This is a genomic window from Streptomyces sp. NPDC090022 (assembly GCF_044748145.1).
In the GTDB taxonomy this organism is placed as follows: Bacteria; Actinomycetota; Actinomycetes; order Streptomycetales; family Streptomycetaceae; genus Streptomyces.
Map to the genome: position 1 here is coordinate 1 of NZ_JBIVFN010000038.1, position 19,092 is coordinate 19,092.

18 protein-coding genes and 2 pseudogenes are annotated in these 19,092 nt (G+C 71.6%); 12 read left to right on the forward strand and 8 right to left on the reverse strand.

Translation table 11 applies throughout. The features are described from left to right. From ACIPXB_RS35465 to ACIPXB_RS35485, 5 genes are all read left to right on the forward strand, one after another. Positions 1–1,094: vitamin B12 dependent-methionine synthase activation domain-containing protein (locus ACIPXB_RS35465; RefSeq protein ID WP_401456832.1), on the forward strand; the 1,094-nt coding region annotated here is incomplete at its 5' end. A 98-nt stretch (positions 1,095–1,192) separates the two neighbouring features. Then, positions 1,193–2,098 carry a methylenetetrahydrofolate reductase [NAD(P)H] gene (gene metF, locus ACIPXB_RS35470; protein WP_401456929.1) on the forward strand — a complete coding sequence of 302 codons (906 nt, stop codon included), beginning with the start codon at positions 1,193–1,195 and terminating at the stop codon, positions 2,096–2,098. A 5-nt stretch (positions 2,099–2,103) separates the two neighbouring features. Further along, complete coding sequence (gene ahcY, locus ACIPXB_RS35475) at positions 2,104–3,495, forward strand: adenosylhomocysteinase (RefSeq protein WP_401456835.1); 1,392 nt, start codon at positions 2,104–2,106, stop codon at positions 3,493–3,495. Between the two features lie 155 nt (positions 3,496–3,650). Further along, positions 3,651–4,250: a DUF1772 domain-containing protein gene (locus ACIPXB_RS35480; protein WP_401456837.1), complete on the forward strand. Its 600-nt coding sequence runs from the start codon at positions 3,651–3,653 to the stop codon at positions 4,248–4,250. Positions 4,251–4,388: 138 nt separating this feature from the next. Then, positions 4,389–4,904, forward strand: a complete 516-nt coding sequence (locus ACIPXB_RS35485; protein ID WP_401456838.1) for a DUF3592 domain-containing protein — start codon at positions 4,389–4,391, stop codon at positions 4,902–4,904. Positions 4,905–4,913: 9 nt separating this feature from the next. On the opposite strand, the gene ACIPXB_RS35490 is transcribed toward ACIPXB_RS35485, so the two are convergent. Then, positions 4,914–5,411: a DUF1772 domain-containing protein gene (locus ACIPXB_RS35490; protein ID WP_401456840.1), complete on the reverse strand. Its 498-nt coding sequence runs from the start codon at positions 5,409–5,411 to the stop codon at positions 4,914–4,916. A gap of 175 nt (positions 5,412–5,586) precedes the next feature. Here ACIPXB_RS35490 and ACIPXB_RS35495 point away from each other — a divergent pair, with 175 nt between their 5' ends. After that, positions 5,587–7,161, forward strand: a complete 1,575-nt coding sequence (locus tag ACIPXB_RS35495; RefSeq protein WP_401456843.1) for an acyl-CoA carboxylase subunit beta — start codon at positions 5,587–5,589, stop codon at positions 7,159–7,161. Beyond that, complete coding sequence (locus tag ACIPXB_RS35500; protein WP_401456845.1) at positions 7,158–7,349, forward strand: acyl-CoA carboxylase epsilon subunit; 192 nt, start codon at positions 7,158–7,160, stop codon at positions 7,347–7,349. Before ACIPXB_RS35495 ends, ACIPXB_RS35500 begins: the two co-directional genes overlap by 4 nt. A 311-nt stretch (positions 7,350–7,660) precedes the next feature. On the opposite strand, the pseudogene ACIPXB_RS35505 reads toward ACIPXB_RS35500, so the two are convergent. After that, positions 7,661–7,834 (reverse strand): annotated as a pseudogene (locus tag ACIPXB_RS35505) (carboxyl transferase domain-containing protein); the annotation flags it as partial. On the opposite strand from ACIPXB_RS35505, the pseudogene ACIPXB_RS35510 reads away from it, so the two are divergent. Together ACIPXB_RS35510 and gdhA are read left to right on the forward strand one after the other, a co-directional pair. Next, positions 7,828–8,178, forward strand: a pseudogene (locus ACIPXB_RS35510) (2-oxoglutarate ferredoxin oxidoreductase subunit alpha); the annotation flags it as partial. The pseudogenes ACIPXB_RS35505 and ACIPXB_RS35510 overlap by 7 nt on opposite strands. A gap of 248 nt (positions 8,179–8,426) precedes the next feature. Further along, complete coding sequence (gdhA, locus tag ACIPXB_RS35515) at positions 8,427–9,776, forward strand: NADP-specific glutamate dehydrogenase (protein ID WP_401456930.1); 1,350 nt, start codon at positions 8,427–8,429, stop codon at positions 9,774–9,776. On the opposite strand, the gene ACIPXB_RS35520 is transcribed toward gdhA, so the two are convergent. From ACIPXB_RS35520 to ACIPXB_RS35530, 3 genes are all read right to left on the reverse strand, one after another. Further along, entirely contained in the window at positions 9,773–10,504 is a 732-nt protein-coding gene (locus tag ACIPXB_RS35520) for a MerR family transcriptional regulator (protein ID WP_401456847.1), read from the reverse strand. The two genes, gdhA and ACIPXB_RS35520, sit on opposite strands and share 4 nt — an antisense overlap. Positions 10,505–10,584: 80 nt before the next feature. Then, a complete protein-coding gene (locus tag ACIPXB_RS35525; RefSeq protein ID WP_401456849.1) occupies positions 10,585–12,084 on the reverse strand; it encodes a serine hydrolase domain-containing protein in 1,500 nt (499 codons plus the stop codon). Positions 12,085–12,173: 89 nt separating this feature from the next. Continuing rightward, on the reverse strand, positions 12,174–12,302 hold the full coding sequence (locus tag ACIPXB_RS35530) for a DUF5988 family protein (protein WP_401456852.1): 129 nt from the start codon (positions 12,300–12,302) through the stop codon (positions 12,174–12,176). Positions 12,303–12,583: 281 nt separating this feature from the next. Between ACIPXB_RS35530 and ACIPXB_RS35535 the strand changes: the two genes are divergently transcribed. Continuing rightward, positions 12,584–13,915, forward strand: coding sequence for an AMP-binding protein (locus tag ACIPXB_RS35535; protein ID WP_401456854.1), 1,332 nt, complete (start codon positions 12,584–12,586; stop codon positions 13,913–13,915). Between the two features lie 111 nt (positions 13,916–14,026). Then, on the forward strand, positions 14,027–14,974 hold the full coding sequence (locus ACIPXB_RS35540; protein WP_401456856.1) for an NAD-dependent epimerase/dehydratase family protein: 948 nt from the start codon (positions 14,027–14,029) through the stop codon (positions 14,972–14,974). A gap of 6 nt (positions 14,975–14,980) precedes the next feature. Here the strand turns inward: ACIPXB_RS35540 and ACIPXB_RS35545 are convergent, their stop codons facing one another. The 3 genes from ACIPXB_RS35545 to ACIPXB_RS35555 form a co-directional block, all read right to left on the reverse strand. Next, positions 14,981–15,745, reverse strand: a complete 765-nt coding sequence (locus ACIPXB_RS35545; protein ID WP_401456858.1) for an SDR family NAD(P)-dependent oxidoreductase — start codon at positions 15,743–15,745, stop codon at positions 14,981–14,983. A 127-nt stretch (positions 15,746–15,872) separates the two neighbouring features. After that, a complete protein-coding gene (locus ACIPXB_RS35550) occupies positions 15,873–17,123 on the reverse strand; it encodes a cytochrome P450 (RefSeq protein ID WP_401456861.1) in 1,251 nt (416 codons plus the stop codon). Positions 17,124–17,217: 94 nt separating this feature from the next. Further along, positions 17,218–18,174, reverse strand: coding sequence for a ScbA/BarX family gamma-butyrolactone biosynthesis protein (locus ACIPXB_RS35555; protein ID WP_401456862.1), 957 nt, complete (start codon positions 18,172–18,174; stop codon positions 17,218–17,220). Positions 18,175–18,339: 165 nt separating this feature from the next. On the opposite strand from ACIPXB_RS35555, the gene ACIPXB_RS35560 reads away from it, so the two are divergent. Next, positions 18,340–19,032 (forward strand): ScbR family autoregulator-binding transcription factor, encoded by a 693-nt coding sequence (locus tag ACIPXB_RS35560; protein WP_401456864.1) that lies wholly within the window; start codon positions 18,340–18,342, stop codon positions 19,030–19,032. Positions 19,033–19,092 lie beyond the last annotated feature (60 nt).

Sequence of the window (19,092 nt, forward strand, 5' to 3'; positions counted from 1 at the left end):
AGTCGACCGTGATCATGAAGGAGAACCTCGAGGAGCTCAACCAGCGCAAGATGGCCGCCGACTACCCGGTCATCCTCGGCGGCGCCGCCCTGACCAGGGCGTACGTCGAACAGGACCTCCACGAGATCTACGAGGGCGAGGTCCGCTACGCCCGCGACGCCTTCGAGGGCCTGCGCCTCATGGACGCCCTCATGGGCATCAAGCGCGGCGTGCCCGGCGCCGAGCTGCCCCCGCTGAAGCAGCGCCGCGTCGCCAAGCGGGACACTCCGCTGCTGGTCACGGAACCGGAGGAGGGCGGCCGCTCCGACGTCGCCGTCGACAACCCGGTGCCGGCCCCGCCGTTCTGGGGGACCCGTGTCATCAAGGGCATCCCGCTGAAGGACTACGCCTCCTGGCTCGACGAGACCGCCCTGTTCAAGGGCCAGTGGGGCCTCAAGGACGCCGAGACCATCGAGACCGACGGCCGGCCCCGGCTGCGCGGCTGGCTGGACCGGCTGCACACCGACGGGCTCCTGGAAGCGGCCGTCGTCCACGGCTACTTCCCCTGCGTCTCCAAGGGCGACGACCTGATCCTCCTGGACGAGGACGGCGGTGAGCGGACCCGGTTCACCTTCCCGCGCCAGCGCCGCGGCCGCCGGCTGTGCCTGGCGGACTTCTTCCGCCCCGAGGAGTCGGGGGAGACGGACGTGGTCGGCCTCCAGGTCGTCACCGTCGGCAACCGGATCGGTGAGGAGACCGCCCGGCTGTTCGCCGCCGACGCCTATCGCGAGTACATGGAGCTGCACGGCCTGTCGGTGCAGCTGGCCGAGGCCCTCGCCGAGTACTGGCACGCCCGGGTCCGCGGCGAACTGGGCATCTCCGGCTCCGACCCGGCCGCCATGGAGGGCATGTTCCGCACCGAGTACCAGGGCTGCCGCTACTCCCTGGGCTACCCCGCATGCCCCGACCTGGAGGACCGCGCCAAGATCGCGGACCTGCTCCAGCCGGAGCGGATCGGCGTCCTGCTCTCGGAGGAGTTCCAGCTCCACCCCGAGCAGTCCACCGACGCCATCGTCGTCCACCACCCCGAGGCGAACTACTTCAACGCCCGCTGACCCGCCACGCCGAAAGGAGTCCGACCGTGCCGACAGCCCTGGCCGCCGCAGCCGCCACCGCCGAACGCCCTCGTACGTCCACTCCCCGCACGCCCAGCGTGCGCGAGCTGCTGGCCCAGGGCCGTACGAGCTTCTCCTTCGAGTTCTTCCCCCCGAAGACCGCGAACGGAGAGCGCATCCTGTGGAACGCCATCCGCCGGATCGAGGCCTTCGCGCCGTCGTTCGTGTCCGTCACGTACGGCGCCGGCGGCTCCTCCCGCGACCGCACCGTCGAGGTCACCAAGCGGATAGCCGCCGAGACCACCCTGCGGCCCGTCGCGCACCTGACGGCCGTCGGGCACACGGTCGCCGAGCTGCGCCACATCATCGGCCAGTACGCCGACGCGGGCATCCGCGACGTCCTGGCCCTGCGCGGTGACCCGCCCGGCGACCCCAAGGGGGAGTGGACGCCCGATCCCGCGGGCTTCACCCACGCGCACGAGCTGGTCAGCCTGATCCGGCAGCTCGGTGACTTCACCGTCGGCGTGGCGGCGTTCCCCGAGCGGCACCCGCGCTCGCCCAACTGGACCGAGGACATCAAGCACTTCGCCGCCAAGTGCCGGGCGGGCGCCGACTACGCCATCACCCAGATGTTCTTCCACGTCGAGGACTACCTGCGGCTGCGCGACCGGCTCGCCTCGGTCGGCTGCCTCACACCGATCATCCCGGAGATCATGCCGGCGACCGACTTCCGGCAGATCCAGCGGTTCGCCGAGCTCAGCGACGCCCGCTTCCCGGCGGAGCTCGCCGCCCGGCTGGAGGCGGCGCAGGACAGCCCGGCGGACGGCCACCGCATCGGCGTCGAGTACGCGACCCGGATGTCCGAGCGGCTGCTGGCCGAGGGAGCGCCGGGGCTGCACTACATCACCCTGAACAAGTCCACCGCGACTCTAGAGATCCATCAGAACCTGGACGTGCGTCCGCAAGAGACCCAGCCCACCGTCACCACCACCATCACGGAGTAGCCGCAATGGACTTCAAGGTCGCTGACCTTTCCCTCGCCGAGTTCGGCCGCAAGGAGATCACCCTGGCCGAGCACGAGATGCCGGGCCTGATGTCGATCCGCAAGGAGTACGCCGCCTCCCAGCCGCTGGCCGGGGCGCGGATCACCGGTTCGCTGCACATGACGGTGCAGACGGCGGTCCTGATCGAGACCCTGGTCGCGCTCGGCGCGCAGGTGCGGTGGGTGTCGTGCAACATCTACTCCACGCAGGACCACGCGGCGGCGGCCATCGCCGCGGCCGGGATCCCCGTGTTCGCCTGGAAGGGCGAGACGCTGGAGGAGTACTGGTGGTGCACGGAGCAGGCGCTGACCTGGCCCGACGGCGACGGCCCGAACATGATCCTGGACGACGGCGGTGACGCCACCCTCCTGGTCCACAAGGGCGTCGAGTACGCCAAGGCCGGTTCCGTGCCGGACCCCTCGACCGCCGACAACGAGGAGATGGCCCTGGTCCTGGCCCTGCTGCGGGACAGCAGCCTGGACTGGGTCGAGCTCGCCGCCGGGATCCGCGGTGTCACCGAGGAGACCACCACCGGTGTCCACCGCCTGTACGAGATGCACCGCGACGGCGCCCTGCTGTTCCCGGCGATCAACGTGAACGACGCGGTGACCAAGTCGAAGTTCGACAACAAGTACGGCTGCCGCCACTCCCTGATCGACGGCATCAACCGCGCCACCGACGTCCTCATCGGCGGCAAGACCGCCGTCGTGTTCGGCTACGGCGACGTCGGCAAGGGCTCCGCCGAGTCCCTGCGCGGCCAGGGCGCCCGTGTGATCATCACCGAGATCGACCCCATCTGCGCCCTCCAGGCCGCGATGGACGGCTACCAGGTCGCCACCCTCGAGGACGTCGTCGAGACCGCCGACATCTTCATCACGACCACCGGCAACAAGGACATCATCATGGCCTCGGACATGGCCAGGATGAAGCACCAGGCCATCGTGGGCAACATCGGCCACTTCGACAACGAGATCGACATGGCCGGTCTCGCGAAGATCGACGGCATCGTCAAGGACGAGGTCAAGCCGCAGGTCCACACCTGGACCTTCCCCGACGGCAAGGTCCTGATCGTGCTGTCCGAGGGCCGTCTCCTCAACCTCGGCAACGCCACCGGCCACCCGTCCTTCGTGATGTCGAACTCCTTCGCGGACCAGACCCTGGCCCAGATCGAGCTCTTCACCAAGACCGACGAGTACCCCATCGGCGTCTACGTGCTCCCCAAGCACCTTGACGAAAAGGTTGCCCGTCTCCACCTCGACGCGCTGGGCGTCAAGCTCACGACGCTCCGTCCTGAGCAGGCCGAATACATCGGCGTGAACGTCGACGGCCCCTACAAGCCGGACCACTACCGCTACTGACGCGTGGCCGACCGGCCGGAAACGACCACCCGCTCTCGACGCCCGCTCAAGGGCGGGTGGACGGCCATGGCAGGAATTCCCGGGGGAGTGCCACGATCGGATGTCCGTGCCGAGGGCAATCAGTACTCCGACGACCCCAGATGAGGACGCACCCCATGAACCCCAATCCGGCCGGTAGCCACAACCCCTATTCCGCGGCTCCTCCTGGCGCCCACCAGCCCCCGGCGCAGTCCGCGCCGGCCCCCGGGAGCACCAAGCTGGGCACCGCCCTGCTCGTCGTCTCGACCGTGCTGGTGGGCCTGATGGCGGGCCTGTTCTTCGCCTACGACGTCTCGGTGATGCCGGGCCTGGCCGACACCGACCAGCGCACGTACGTCACCGCGATGCAGAACTTCAACGCGGAGATCGACGGCAACGGCCTGTTCGGCATGGCCTTCGTGCTGGCCCTGCTGACGGCCGTGGCCTCGGCGGTCATCGAGTTCCGCAGGGGCCGCAAGGCCGTGGCCCTGTGGGTCGGCGCCGCGGCCGTCGCCTACTTCATCATGCTCATGATCACCTTCTCCGTGAACATCCCGCTGAACAACGAGCTGAAGGACCTCGGCGACGCCGCGAAGGCCACGGACTTCTCCGTCGTCGACACGTTCAAGAGCACGTGGGTCTCCACCAACATCATCCGTACGCTCCTGTGCACGGTGGCCCTGACGGCGCTCTCCCGTGCCCTCGTCCTCTACGGCCGGGCCACCGCCCGGCGCTGAGCCGCGTCGCACCGACCCCGAAGGGCCCGCAGGCCTGGCCTGCGGGCCCTTCGCCGTCTGAAATGATCATGTTGTCGCACCCGTGCGGGCAACGTAGCCTCGCGGTGTCGGAAACAACCCGAAGGAGCCGCTGGGCAGGTGCTTGCGAACATGGGCGGGGAATCGAAGGAAGGCGCCTCCGGGACGCACCCGCAGAGCACGACGGCGGGGCTCCCGACGTCCCGCGGGGCACTCCTGACGGCGTTGGTGATCGCGCTGCTCCTGGGCGCCCTGTCGGTGCTGGTGATGTACCCGGCGGCCCGGCATCTGCGCTCCCTGCAGGACGGCAAGCGGGCCGAGGCGACATTGGTCTCGGGCGGCTCCTGCATCCTGGGCGGTCGGTGCCAGGTCGAGTTCGAGGCCGACGGGCGGACGGTGGTGTCGTACCTGCCCCTCGGCAGCGGCGGCGGCAAGAGCGTCGCGGGCGAACGCCTCACCGTCCGGTACGAGGCGGCCGATCCCCAGGTGGTGGCCAGCGAGAACGATGTCAACGGCGGCGGGGCAGCCGTGCTGGCCGTGACGTCGGGCGCGAGCGCCCTGATCTTCCTGGGGCTGGCGGGCTCCATGGCCATCACGAGGCGGCGGCGCGGGCGCCGGCCCGCAGAACTCACCTGATCCAGCGGCCTACGTCAGGTCGCCGTACAGGAACAGCGCCCACGCCAGGCAGCCCAGCGACGCCGTGCACAGCAGGGTGCGCCAGACGTTGGCGCGGGCCCAGGGGCCCTCGAAGGCCCGCCGGACCGCGGCGGGGTCGGCGATCCGGGCGACCGGGCCGGCCTTCTCCAGGACGTTGTTCAGCGGGATGTTGACCTTGTTGGTCACGCCCATCGCGATGACGTACAGCACCAGGGCCGCGATCAGCGGCGGCAGGACGTCCCGGCCGTCCTCGGGGACGTGCAGGCCGACCGCCAGCGCCGTGAAGAGGAAGGCGCCGATGTAGCCGAGGACGAACCAGCCGTTGAGGATCGCCACGTTGATCTTCTGCATGACCTCGATGACGGTACGGTCGTCCGTGCGCTTGAGGCCCGGCATCACCGAGACGGAGAAGCCGTAGAAGAGGCCGCTGACGAGGCCCATCGTGATCGTCGCGGCGATGAGCGACGCGAGCCGTGCCGTTTCCACGTCGGATTCCCCCTGCTCGTGGTCAGGTCATGAACGGGTCATCGAATCGTCAAGTCACCGCGATCATACGGGCGGAAGGGCCACCGGTCGCGGCGGATTCGAGTGGGCTTCCAAGGAGTCTTGAGGGCTCCGCGCGACGGTGGCTGAATCCGGCCTTCAGACCTGGAGGATCCATATGACCATCGCCGACGCACCGCCCGTACCGCTCCAGGACCGTGCCGCGGAACTGGCCGACATCAAGGCCCTGGCCGTTGCCGGGCCGGACGAGCGGGCCACCGAGCGCCAGCACGCCAAGGGCAAGCTGACCGCCCGGGAGCGGATCGAGCTGCTGCTCGACGCGGGCTCGTTCCACGAGATCGAGGCCCTGCGGCGGCACCGCGCGAGCGGATTCGGCCTGGAGGACAAGCGGCCCTACACCGACGGTGTGATCACCGGCTGGGGGACCGTGGAGGGCCGCACGGTCTTCGTCTACGCGCACGACTTCCGCATCTTCGGCGGGGCCCTCGGCGAGGCGCACGCCGAGAAGATCCACAAGGTGATGGACCTCGCGGAGGCCGCCGGCGCCCCGCTGGTCTCGCTCAACGACGGTGCGGGCGCCCGGATCCAGGAGGGCGTCTCGGCGCTCGCCGGGTACGGCGGCATCTTCCAGCGCAACACCCGCGCCTCGGGGGTCATCCCGCAGATCTCGGTGATGCTGGGTCCGTGCGCGGGCGGGGCGGCGTACTCCCCGGCGCTGACGGACTTCGTGTTCATGGTGCGGGAGACCTCGCAGATGTTCATCACCGGTCCGGACGTGGTGCGGGCGGTGACGGGCGAGGAGATCACCCAGAACGGGCTCGGCGGCGCCGACGTGCACGCCGCGACCTCCGGGGTGGCCGCCTTCGCGTACGACGACGAGGAGAGCTGCCTGGAGGACGTCCGCCACCTGCTCTCGCTGCTGCCCGCCAACAACCGCGAGACCGCGCCGCGCGAGGAGTGCGACGATCCCGCCGACCGGCCGACCGACGCCCTGCTGGACATCGTCCCGGTCAACCCGCAGCAGTCGTACGACATCCGGCGCGTGATCGAGGAGGTCGTCGACCACGGCGAGTACTTCGAGGTGCAGCCGGCCTGGGCGCAGAACGTGGTGTGCGCGCTCGCCCGGATGGACGGCCACGTCACCGGCTTCGTCGCGAACCAGCCCGCCGCCCTCGCCGGGGTCCTGGACATCCACGCCTCCGAGAAGGCGGCGCGGTTCGTGCAGTTCTGCGACGCCTTCTCCATCCCGCTGGTCACCCTGGTCGACGTGCCCGGCTTCCTGCCCGGCGTGGACCAGGAGCACGGCGGCATCATCCGGCACGGCGCCAAGCTGTTGTACGCCTACTGCAACGCGACGGTGCCGCGGATCTCGCTGGTGCTGCGCAAGGCGTACGGCGGCGCGTACATCGTGATGGACTCCCGCTCCATCGGCGCCGACCTGGCCCTGGCCTGGCCCACCAACGAGATCGCGGTGATGGGCGCGGAAGGCGCCGCGAACGTCATCTTCCGCCGCGAGATCGCGGCCGCCGACGATCCCGACGCGATGCGCTCGCAGAAGATCAAGGAGTACACGACCGAGCTCATGCACCCCTACTACGCCGCCGAGCGCGGCCTCGTCGACGACGTCATCGCCCCGTCGGAGACCCGCTCGGTGCTCACCGGCGCCCTCGGGATGCTCCGCGCCAAGTACGCCGACCTGCCCTCGCGCAAGCACGGCAACCCGCCCGTATGAGCGGCGACGGCACCTGGCGCGTCGTACGGGGACGGCCCGACGCGCTGGAGACCGCGGCCCTGGCCGTCGTCCTGGCCCTGGCGGTGGCCGGCTCGGCGGCGCCCGTACGGCAGTGGCTGCGCACCGGGCCCACCGGCTGGGACCGGAGCACGGCATTCCGGCAGGCCGGCACCTGGCGCCGCCGCTGATCCCCGACGGCGTAAGGTCCCCCGTCGGCGGAGGCCCCTCCATCGGTGGGGGCCCCGTCGGTGGGGGTGCCCCGATCGGTGGGCCCCGCCGTCGGCCGGGGGCCGCGCTACGAGGCCCAGGCGCCCGGCGGCCGGAAGTCCTGCCGCCCGCGCCGCCAGACGGTGCGCGCCGGGCGGGCCTGCGCCTCCGGCTCCGGGGCCGCGCCCAGCCGGGCGGTCAGGAGCGCCGCGATGGCCGCGACCTCCTCCCGGGGTCGGCGAACCGCCGACCACCCGGAACGCCGCCTGCTGCAGTTCCGCGTCGACGGCGCTCACAGCGGAAGGTTCCCGTGCTTGCGGGCCGGCCGCGGGACGTGCTTGCCGCGCAGCATCTCCAGGGCGCCGATCAGCCGGCCGCGGGTCTCGGCGGGGTCGATGACGTCGTCCACCAGGCCGCGCTCGGCCGCGTAACAGGGGTGCATCAGCTCGCTCCTGTATGACGGGACTGCCGGCCAAGACCGAGCAGGCCGACCTGCTCCAGGCGATGTACGGGCGCAACGGTGAGGCGCCGGTGCCGGTGGTGGCCCCGCGGACCCCGGCGGACTGCTTCGAGGCGGCGCTGGAGGCGGCGCGGATCGCGCTGTCGTACCGGACGCCGGTGTTCCTGCTCTCCGACGGCTACCTCGCCAACGGTTCCGAGCCCTGGCGGATCCCCGATCCCGAGGAGCTGCCCGACCTGCGGGTGCGCTTCGCCGACGGACCCGACCACACCCTCGCGGACGGCACGGAGGTGTTCTGGCCGTACAAGCGCACGACGCCCGCGCCACCTCCCCCACCACCGCCTTCGCCCTCTCCCGCCTCACCGACCCCGACACCCTCCACCGCACCCCCATCGGCGTCTTCCGCAGCACCGATCGCCCCGTCTACGACACACTGATGACTGATCAACTCGAGGCCGCCGTCGCCCGCCACGGCGAGGGCGACCTCACCACCCGGCTCCTCGGGCGCCGCCCCAGTCCCGCCCGACCGTCGGGATGGACGCTGTACGACATCGCGGTGACGCGCGCGAACACCCGACACCACCAGGAGGGACACATCGTGAAGGACCCCAAGGACAGGCTGGACTCGCTGCGTGCCGAGATCGAGCGCCGCAACCCGGCGCAGCCGGAGTTCCACCAGGCGGTACGGGAAGTGCTGGAGACCCTGGCCCCCGTCTTCGCGGCCCGTCCCGAGTACGCCGTCCCCGGCCTCGTCGAGCGGCTGACCGAGCCCGAGCGCCAGATCATCTTCCGGGTGCCGTGGCAGGACGACCGCGGTACCGTCCACGTCAACCGGGGCTTCCGGGTGGAGTTCAACAGCGCCCTGGGCCCGTACAAGGGCGGCCTGCGCTTCCACCCCTCCGTGGACATCGGCGTGGTGAAGTTCCTCGGCTTCGAGCAGATCTTCAAGAACGCCCTCACCGGGCTCGGCATCGGCGGCGGCAAGGGCGGCAGCGACTTCGACCCGCGCGGCAAGTCCGACGCCGAGGTCATGCGGTTCTGCCAGTCGTTCATGACCGAGCTGTACCGGCACATCGGCGAGCACACCGACGTCCCGGCCGGGGACATCGGCGTGGGCGGCCGCGAGATCGGCTACCTCTTCGGCCAGTACCGGCGGATCACCAACCGCTGGGAGGCCGGCGTCCTGACCGGCAAGGGCACCGGGTGGGGCGGGTCCGCGATCCGGCCGCAGGCCACCGGCTACGGCAGCGTGCTGTTCGCGGCCGAGATGCTCCGGCGCGACGGCCTGGAGCTGGACGGCCGCTCCGCGGTGGTCTCCGGGTCGGGCAACGTCGCCCTCTACACGATCGAGAAGCTCCAGCGGCTGGGCGCGTACCCCCTGACCTGCTCGGACTCCGAGGGCTACGTCGTCGACGAGAAGGGCATCGACCTCGACCTGCTCAAGCAGATCAAGGAGGTCGAGCGGGGCCGGGTCAGCGAGTACGCGGCCCGGCGTGGCTCCTCCGCCCGCTTCGTGCCGGGCGGCCGGGTCTGGGAGGTGGCCGGTGAGGTCGCCTTCCCGTCCGCGACCCAGAACGAACTCGGCGCCGACGACGCCCGCGCGCTGATCGCCGGCGGCGTCAAGGCGGTCTCCGAGGGCGCCAACATGCCCACCACGCCGGAGGCCGTACGCCTGCTCCAGGAGGCCGGTGTCGCCTTCGGGCCGGGCAAGGCCGCCAACGCCGGCGGTGTCGCCGTCAGCGCGCTGGAGATGAGCCAGAACGCCGCGCGCACCGCGTGGAGCGCCGAGCGCGTGGAGGAGGAGCTCGCGGGCATCATGCGCGACATCCACACCGTCTGCTCCGACACGGCGGAGCGCTACGGCGCGCCGGGCGACTACGTGACCGGCGCCAACATCGCCGGCTTCGAGCGGGTCGCCGACGCGATGCTCGCCCAGGGCATCATCTAGCGCGTCTCCTGGCCCCGCATGAGCCGGGCGAGGCGGTCCCAGGCCGGGGACGAGACCCCGGCCTGGGTCAGCGCGGCCAGCCGGGCGATCCGCGGATCGTCGACGGACTCGGCGTCCGACGGGCCGTGGTGGCCGGCGAACCACGCCAGGGTGCGCTCGGCGAGCGCGGGCAGGCGGGGGTCGTCCGGCGACCAGTCGTAGGCGGCGTCGGTCTCCTGGTAGAGGGCGCGGAACTCGGGGTCGCGGATCAGCTCGCGCTTCTGCGCGAACCACTGGTCGACGTCCTCGGGCGAGGTGGGGTGCAGCAGGATCCAGCCGTCGCGTTCCAGGCGTACCTGGCGCTCGCTGATCCCGAGTTCGCGCAGCTCGTCGAGATACTCGACGACCTCCGGGGAGACGAACAGCCGGTCGCCGCCGCGCAGCTGGGCGAGTTCCGTACGGGCTCGCCGCAGCTGCGTGATGCGGTCCCGGATGTCATGGTCGATCTCGGTGATGGCCGCGGTGAGCGTCTCCGGGTCGGCGTCCAGCAGGTCCTTGACACGGGCCAGCGGCACGCCTGCGGTGGCCAGCGTCCTGATCTTGACCAGGGTGAGGGCGTGCCGGGCGTCGTAGCGCCGGTAGCCGGACGCGTCGCGGCCGGGCTCGGCGAGCAGGCCGCGCTCGTGGTAGTGGCGGACGGCCTTGGTGGTCACCCCGGCGTAGTCCGCGAGCTGTCCTATCGTCAGCATGCCGGACATCCTGCCACTTGGGAGTCATGCGGCAGGCGCCGGACCCGGCTGCTCAGACCCCGCGGGTCAGACCCGGCTGCTCAGACCCGGCGGGTCAGTCGGCCGCCGCCGTTGCGGAAGCGCGCCTGGCCGTCGCGGACGTCGTGGTAGGACACGAGCAGCATGCGCAGGTACCCGTCGAACGACTCCAGGGGGTACCCGGCCGGTGCGAACAGGCCGGGCCGGATCGGCACGAGGCGCTGCGGCGGGGCGGAGGTCGTCCCGCCGACGAACTCCGTGAAGATCCGTTCCTGCGAGGCGTCCGCCGGCTCGTACGTCGTCCGCTCCTCCAGCTGGCCGTCGACGACGCTGACGTCGACGCGGAGCTGGTCGGAGCGGTACGTTCCCACGTACGGGGTGAGGTCGACGTCCTCGGCCGGCTCGGTGATCAGCGCGGGGACCTGGACGCCGAGGTGTTCGCCGAGCAGCCATTGCAGCAGCTGGTCCTGGAGCATGATCGCGCCCGGGTTGTTGCCGAACGCGGTGAAGACCAGGTCGTGCTCCGGCAGGACGCACAGGATGGACACGCCGCCCGGCGAGGCGCCCGACATGGCCAGGACGGTCGTGTCGCCGAACGGGTACCGCACCCATCCCAGGCCGATCGGCGGGGTGTTCGGGGTGCCCATGTCGAACGCGACCTGCCGCATCAGCGCGGTCGACTCGGCCGACAGGACGCGGGTTCCGGACGGGGAGATGCCGTCGGCGAGGTGGGTGCGTCCGAAGGCGAGCAGGTCGGCCGCGGTGCCGATCGGCGTGCCGCCGGCCGGCCCCCAGGTCTCGGGCAGCGTGAACATGGTGGTGGGCCTGGCCGTCATGCTCTCCGGGTCCAGGAAATGGCCGACCGCCGTGCTGCGCAGGATGGCCTCCTCGGCCGAGGTGCTGGAGTCCGTCATGCCGACCGGCGCGTAGACGTCACGCTCGAGCAGCTCGGGGAAGGACAGGCCGGTCACCACCTCCAGCAGGCGGCCCGCCACGATCATGCCGCCGTTGGAGTAGCTGAGCTGCTCGCCGGGCTCGAACAGGACGCCGCAGTTGCCCGCGAGGCCGTCGACGTACGTCTTCAGGGCGTCGCGGCCCTTGGCATCGGGGAAGAACAGGTCCGCGTCGATACCGCTGGTGTGCGAGATCAGGTGCCGGACCAGGATCTTGTCCGCCGCGCCCGGCACGGTCAGGGCCAGTTCGGGCAGGTACGTCACCACCGGCGTGTCCAGGTCCAGGCAGCCGCGGTCGACCTGCTGGAGGACCAGCGTGGTGGTCATGACCTTGGTGACCGAGCCGAAGAGGAATCCGGTGTGGTCGAGCATCGGCGCGCCGGTGGCGGCGTTCGCGGTGCCGTGGGCGACGACGATCTGCTCGCCGGCGTGGTGGACGCCGGCGACGAACCCGGGGACGTGGTGGGACGCGCAGAAGGCGGCGGCCTGTTCGCGGATATGGGCTTCGACGGTGCTCAGGGCGTGGGTGCTCGGCGCGTCGGTGTTCAGTGCGTCGGTGTTCATTGCGTCGGTGTTCAGTGCGTCGGTGTTCAGTGCGTCGGTGGTCATGCGGACCATCGTCGAACCTTGCCCCTGGGGCAAGGTCAAGCCCGGCCGCGCGGGGCGCCGTACCCCGCTCCGGGGAACGACGCGCGCGGTCACTCGGCGACGTACGTGTACCCGCTCCACTGGTAGACCATGAGCTCGAGCTCTTCAGCGGTGATGGTGCCGTCCGTGGGCTCGAAGTGCTCGTACCGGTTGCCCCAGAGCACCTTGACCTTAGTCATTGGTGTCCGCCACGTAGCGGACCCGCTGCTCGGGGCTCAGTTCGTGGGCGGGCCCGCCGTGCAGGATCACGTTGGGGGTCTGCGTGGACATGGGGCCTCTCCCTTTTCGGCGCGGATACGGAGGCAGCGACCTCACTGCGCGGCCAGGATCGGCCCCCCTGCCAAAGCCGCTCCGAACGACGCCGTCCGCCCGTTCCGGGGTCGTGGCGCGCCGGGCTGGGGTGGCGCCTGCGGGGCCCGGTCGGGCAGCCTGGTGGCAGGACCACGAAAGGGGAGCAGCGGTGCTCACGGCACTTGAGGGCGCGTACGGGGACCGGCGGGACGCCGTCGAGATCGCCGGCCGCGCCGCCTCGTACGAGGAGCTGCTCGCCGCCGCCGGCGCGGTGGCCGCCGACATCGCGGGCCGCCCCGCCGTGGCCGTCACCGCCACCGCCACCCTGGAGACGGTCGCCGTCGTCGTCGGCGGCCTGCTGGCCGGCGTCCCCGTGGTGCCGCTGCCGCCCGACGCCGGCCCCGCCGAGCGCGAGCACATCCTGCGCGACTCCGGGGCGCACCCCGTCGAGGCCGACTTCGCCCGGCGCGCCGACTTCAGCGGCCCCGTGCCCGCCCCCGAGGACCCCGCCCTCATCCTCTACACCTCGGGCACCACCGGCGCCCCCAAGGGCGTCGTCCTCACCGGCGCCGCCGTCGCCGCCGACCTCGACGCGCTCGCCGGCGCCTGGCAGTGGACCGCCGAGGACACCCTGGTCCACGGCCTGCCGCTGTTCCATGTCCACGGTCTGGTCCTCGGCGTGCTCGGCGCGCTGCGCACCGGCAGCCGCCTGGTGCACACCGGCCGCCCCACGCCCCAGGCCTATGCCGCGGCCGGCGGCAGCCTCTACTTCGGGGTCCCCACCGTCTGGTCCCGGATCGCCGCCGACCCGCGGGCCGCGGCCGCCCTCGCCCCGGCCCGGCTGCTGGTCTCCGGCAGCGCCCCGCTGCCCGCCCCCGTCTTCCGCGACCTGGAGCGGCTCACCGGCCACCGCCCCGTCGAGCGGTACGGCATGACGGAGACCCTCATCACCGTCAGCGGCCGCGCCGGCGGCGAGGTCCGGCCCGGCACCGTCGGCACCCCGCTGCCCGGCGTCCGGACCCGGATCGCCGCCGAGGAGGGCGCCGAGATCGGTGAACTCCAGCTGACCGGGCCCACCCTGTTCGCCGGCTACCTCGGCCGCCCCGAGGCCACGGCAGCGGCGTACACCGAGGACGGCTGGTTCCGTACGGGTGACATCGCGGCGATCGGCGAGGACGGCGTGCACCGCATCGTCGGCCGCGCCTCCATCGACCTCATCAAGTCCGGCGGCTACCGGATCGGCGCCGGCGAGATCGAGAACGCCCTCCTGGACCACCCCAAGGTCGGCGAGGCCGCCGTGGTGGGCGTGCCCGACCCCGACCTCGGCCAGCGCATCGTCGCCTTCGTCGTCGCCGAGGGCGTCACCGGTCCGGAACTGACCGACTTCGTCGCCGCCCACCTCTCGGTGCACAAGCGGCCGCGTGAGGTCCGCTTCGTCGCCGCGCTGCCGCGCAACGCCATGGGCAAGCCGCAGAAGAAGCTGCTGCTGGAAGGGATGTGAATCCGGCGGTCTCCGCACGGCACAGCCGTCCCACCCGCCCCATCCGCCCCACCCGTCTCACCTTGCGAGAACAGCCCCTGAAGCAAAGGGAGTTGGGCGTACCGTGACCCGGTGTCCACCCTCCTGATCACCGGCGCGGCCGGATTCGTCGGCAGCCATGTCGCCCGTGAGGCCGCCCGGCAGGGGCTGGCCGTCCGGCTGATGACCCACCGGCGCACCGCGCCCGCAGGCTCGGCCGGCGCGAGCGTACGGGGCGACCTGACCGACCCCGGCTCCCTGCGCGGCAGCTGCGACGGCGTCGACGTCGTGGTGCACTGCGCCGCGCAGATCGGCGGTACCGCCGAGGCCAACGAAGCGGTCAACGTCCGCGGCACCGCCGCCCTGCTGGAGGAGGCCGCCCGCGCCGGGGTCTCCCGCGTGGTCCATCTCAGCACGGCCTCGGTCTACGGGCGCGGTACGTACGTCAACAGCCGCCCCGAGGACCTCGTCCGCAACCCCGGCTCACCCACCTCGCACACCCGGGCCCTGGCCGAGGACGCCGTCCTCGCGGCCGGCGGCACCGTCCTGCGCCCCCATCTGGTCCTCGGCGAGGGCGACACCTGGGTGGTGCCGGGCCTGGCCCGGGTGCTGCACGCCCTGCCCGGCTCCGTCGCGGGCTGGCCGGCCCGGCTCTCCCTCATCGGCGCGCCCGCCCTCGCCCGCCTGCTGCTGGGCGTGGCCCTGGCGCCGGCCGGCCGGCTGAGGGCGTCCGTCTATCACGCCGTCCACCCGGAGCCCGTCACCGTGGCCACCCTGCTGGGCCTGGTCGCCGAGTGCGCCGGCCTGCCGCTGCCGGCCGGCCGGATCACCGAGGAGGACGCCCGGGAGCTGCTGACCCGGGCCGGCCTGCCGCCGCGGTCCCTGGACATGTTCACCACCGACCACTGGTTCGACGGCGCGCCCCTGTGGGCCGACCTCGGCGCCGACCCCGGACCGGGCCCGGCAGCCGAGGGCTTCGCCGGGGCCGCGCCCTGGTACGCGCGGATCGTGCGGGAGGCCGTCGGGCAGGCCGTTCCGTAAGGAAGATCAGCGGGCCGTCCAGCCGCCGTCCACGGGAAGGGTGGCGCCCACGACGAACGAGGCCTGATCGCTGAGCAGCCACGCGGCCGCCCGCGCGATCTCCGCCGGATCGGCCGTCCGGGGCAGCGGAGCCATCGCGTGCAGCTCCTCCTCCAGGCCCGGGTTCAGCTCGAACCACTGCGCCATCATCTCGCTGCGCGTGGTGCCGGGCGCGATCGCGTTGACCCGGATGCCCTGGGCGGCGTACGAGGAGGCCGCCTTCGTCAGACCGATGACCGCGTGCTTGGAGGCGATGTACGGCGCCGCGGCCGGGGTGGTCACCAGACCCGCCACGCTGCTGTTGTTCACGATCGCCCCGCCTGCCGGCAGCATCGCCGCGATCTCGTGCTTCATGCAGTTCCAGGTGCCGCGGACGTTGGTGTCCATGATGGTCTCGAAGTCCGCGTCGTCCGTCAGGTGAAGCGGTGCCGGCACGGTCGACGTGCCCGCGTTGTTGAACGCGGCGTCCAGTCCGCCGAGCGACTCCACCGCCCGCGCGACCGCGGCCGCGGCCTCCTCCGGCCGCGCGACGTCCGCGGCGACGTAGTCGGCGACGAAGCCCTCCGCGGTCAGCTCGGCGGCCAGCGCCGCCAGCTCGTCCTTGCGGCGGGCCACCAGGAACACCGAGGCCCCGCTCTCGCACAGGACCCGTGCGGCGGCCGCGCCGATGCCGCTGCTCGCGCCGGTGATCAGGGCCCGCTTGCCGGCCAGGAGGCCGTCGATCTTCACCATGCCGGAAAGATGCCACGTCAGAGCACCGGCCGGTACGGCGGCGCCTCGCATCTGGCTTGATCCGCGGTGTCGTGTGCCGTACCGGCCGGAGGAGAGGCGAAGTGCCGTCCGGACCGACGACTTGACCTCAGTGGCCGGAAACCGCCCCCACCGGTGTGCGCAGCAGGACCGGCAGCGCGAGGTGCCCGTTGGAGATGAACGACTCCTGCGGCCGCAGTTCGGCGACCGGGACCGCGAGCGTCAGATCGGGGAACCGCCCGAAGAGCGCGGGCAGCGCGACGGCGACCTCCAGCCGGGCCAGCTGCGCGCCCAGGCAGAAGTGCGCCCCGTATCCGAAGGAGACGTGGTCCCCCCGGGTCGGGCGGGTCAGGTCGAAGCGGGCGGCGTCCGGCCCGTGGTGCGCGGGGTCGCGGCCGGCGGCCATGAACGACAGGACGATGGCGTCGCCCTGCGGGATCGTCACCTCGTCGTCGATCTCGATGTCCTCGACGGCGTACCGCAGGATGCTGTGGGCCCCGGAGGCCTCCAGGCGCAGCGTCTCCTCGACGGCGTCCGCCCAGGAGGCCCGGCCGTCGCGGACCATGGCCAGCTGCTCGGGGTGGCCGAGCAGGGCGGTGACCGCGTTGTCGATCAGGTTCACCGTGGGCTCGTAGCCGGCCGAGTACATGAGGATGAGGTTGTCGAGGAGCTCCTTCTCGCTCAGGTCGGCCGTGCCCGCGTCGCGGGCGGCGATCAGCCCGGACGTCAGGTCGTCGCCGGGGTTCTCCCGCTTGTGCGCGACGAGCTCGCTCATGCTGCGGTAGAGGTCCATCGCGTTGGCCATGGCCTCCTCGGCGGTCGAGGAGGTGGCGAAGAAGCCCTTGATGATGCGGTGCAGGGCCGGGCGGGACTCCTCGGGGATCCCGAAGAGCTCGGCCACCACCTGGTGGGACAGGACGTGCGCGAACTCCTCGCGCAGGTCGACCGGGCCGGGCGGCAGGGCTTCCAGGGCGTCGAGCAACTGCGCGGTCATGGCCTCGATGCGCGGGCGGAGCGTGGCCACCCGGCGCGTGGTGAACTCGCCGGCCACCGGCTTGCGCAGCCGTCTGTGGTCGTCACCGTAGGCCGTGACCATGTTCTGGACCGAGACCCAGATGGCGAGCGGCCATTCCTGGGAGATCTCGCCGTTGATCCAGGCCGGCCAGTGCCGGTACGCGTCCTTGGAGACCCGTGGGTCCACCAGAAGGCGTCTGACGGTGTCGAAGCCCGTGACCGACCATGCTTCCACTCCGCCCGGCAGCTCGACCTTGACGGCCTGGCCCCGGGAACGGATCTCCTCCACCTCGCCGTGGATGTCCCGGCCGAGCGGATCGATGCGGAACGGGCACTGCTGAGTCACAGGAATATCCCCCCTCAAGGAAGCCGTGACCCGGCCTCGCGGACGGGCACGGCGTGCTGTGGTCGTGCGCTTGTGCTCATGCTGTGGCGTGCACTCAGTCGGACGGTGAAATTCCGCTGATGAGCGCGAAGAACACCCGCTGGTCCTGTTGATGGCCGGTGACGTGCAGCGTATGCGAGCCGTCTCCGGCGGCTCCGGCCGGCCGTGCCTCGATCATGACCGGAGCGCCGTACTCCGCGTAGCGGTCGTAGACCACGCTCAGCGAGGTCGGGTAGAACCCGCCGCCCGTGGTCGCCGCGGTGGCGGCGATGGCGGCCTGGTGGGTCGCCTCCAGCAGCACCATGCCCGGCAGATGGTCGCCGGTCCGGGCGAACAGCGTCGGATTGCTCAGGTCCGCCCGCAGCAGCCAGCAGCGCGGGTGGTCGGTGGGCGCCAGGACCACGTTGGCCGGGTCCGTCCGCCCCACGGAGGCCGGCGCCACCGGGTCGAGCAGCTCCGGCGCGGGCACGGTCCCCAACTGTGCGCCGCGCAGCCGCCGGTAGGCCGCCGGGGAGGTGCAGGTGAGGCTGCCGAAGCCGGTGGCCAGGAGCCGGCCGCCCCGGGTGATGGCCATGTGACAGGTCATCCGGGTGAGCTGGATGCCACGGCGGCGGATGGCGGAGCAGGTGACGTCCACCAGGAGCGGGAGGTCGTCCTGCCCGGTATGTGCGAGATCGGGTTCGATCGTGTAGTTGAGGTCCCACATCAGGAAGTGGTGATCCAGCGGGACGTTGTACTCGGCGTGCGCGATCAGCCGGCCGGCCTGGCGGATGGTCTCCGCGATCAGTGACGGCGCGTGCCGGCCGTGCAGCGGCGTGTGGAACGGATGGAATTCGGGCCATTGCAGGGTGAGCGTGAAGCGGTCGTCATCCGTCTGGGTCCAGTCCGAAAGCAGGATGTCGGACCTGATCGTGCGGTGGACGAGCTCACCGGCCTTCTGCCGTGCTAAATCGCGGGCCCCCTGGTCATGCGGACGCTGGATCGTGCCGTCCATGGCTGTACCGAACGACATGGTTCCCCCCTCTGGATGCACATGACGTTTTCGGACCTTCACGGTCCGAACGAGAGGGAAGATACGTGCTGCCTGGTATAATTTACAATGACTATTGTGTAGGACAAGCTCTCGCCCCCACCGACTCACAGCCGTGAATCGGAGCAAACCAGCACAGGAGCATGCGTGACTCAGCAGGAGCGGTCTGCGAGGACCCGGCGGCTCATCGTCGAGGCCGCTGGTGCAGTCTTTGCCGAAAAGGGGTTCAACGGGGCCACCATCGCCGACGTCTATCAGCGGGTGGGACTGACCAAGGGCGCCTTCTACTACTACTTCACGGGCAAGGAGGATCTGGCCCGGGCGGTGCTCGGCAGCCAGACGGGCGGCGTTCTCGTCTTCCCGCTGGTGCCGCGCACGACCCGGCTGCAGGAACTGGTCGACGGCGGCATGGTGTTCGCGCACCAGATCCGCAGCGACACCACGGTGCAGGGCAGCCTGCGGCTCTCGCTGGAGCGGGGCGCGCACGAGCTGGACCGGCGCCGTCCGTACGAGGACTGGATCGCCCACAACCGGATGGCGCTCTCCCGCGCCAAGGACGCCGGTGAGCTGCACAGTCACGTGGATCCGGAGACGGTCGCGCAGCTCCTCGTCGGCGCCTTCTCCGGCATCCAGGTGCTGTCGGAGGTGCTCAGCGGCTGGTCCGATCTGGAGGAGCGCATCTCGGTCATGCTCCAGCACATCCTGCCGACCATCGCGCTGCCGGGCCCGCTGGCCCAGCTCGACATGAGCTGCACGCGAGGGCAGCGGGTCCTGGACGAACTCCAGCGGATCCAGCAGGAAGAGGACGAGGCGGCGGAACTCGCCGCGCAGATCGCCTAGCCGTTCCCCCTCCACCTCCCTCAACCCTCGACCCCCACCCTCAACCCCCCACCCCACGTC

Bases quoted from the DNA above. Each gene is read 5' to 3' on its own strand.
- ACIPXB_RS35495 (WP_401456843.1), top strand. From the start codon at position 5,587: ATGACCATCGCCGACGCACCGCCCGTACCGCTCCAGGACCGTGCCGCG.
- ACIPXB_RS35555 (WP_401456862.1), bottom strand. From the start codon at position 18,174: ATGTCGTTCGGTACAGCCATGGACGGCACGATCCAGCGTCCGCATGAC.
- ahcY (WP_401456835.1), top strand. From the start codon at position 2,104: ATGGACTTCAAGGTCGCTGACCTTTCCCTCGCCGAGTTCGGCCGCAAG.
- ACIPXB_RS35520 (WP_401456847.1), bottom strand. From the start codon at position 10,504: ATGCTGACGATAGGACAGCTCGCGGACTACGCCGGGGTGACCACCAAG.
- ACIPXB_RS35480 (WP_401456837.1), top strand. From the start codon at position 3,651: ATGAACCCCAATCCGGCCGGTAGCCACAACCCCTATTCCGCGGCTCCT.
- ACIPXB_RS35500 (WP_401456845.1), top strand. From the start codon at position 7,158: ATGAGCGGCGACGGCACCTGGCGCGTCGTACGGGGACGGCCCGACGCG.
- ACIPXB_RS35530 (WP_401456852.1), bottom strand. From the start codon at position 12,302: ATGACTAAGGTCAAGGTGCTCTGGGGCAACCGGTACGAGCACTTCGAG.
- ACIPXB_RS35545 (WP_401456858.1), bottom strand. From the start codon at position 15,745: ATGGTGAAGATCGACGGCCTCCTGGCCGGCAAGCGGGCCCTGATCACC.
- ACIPXB_RS35525 (WP_401456849.1), bottom strand. From the start codon at position 12,084: ATGACCACCGACGCACTGAACACCGACGCACTGAACACCGACGCAATG.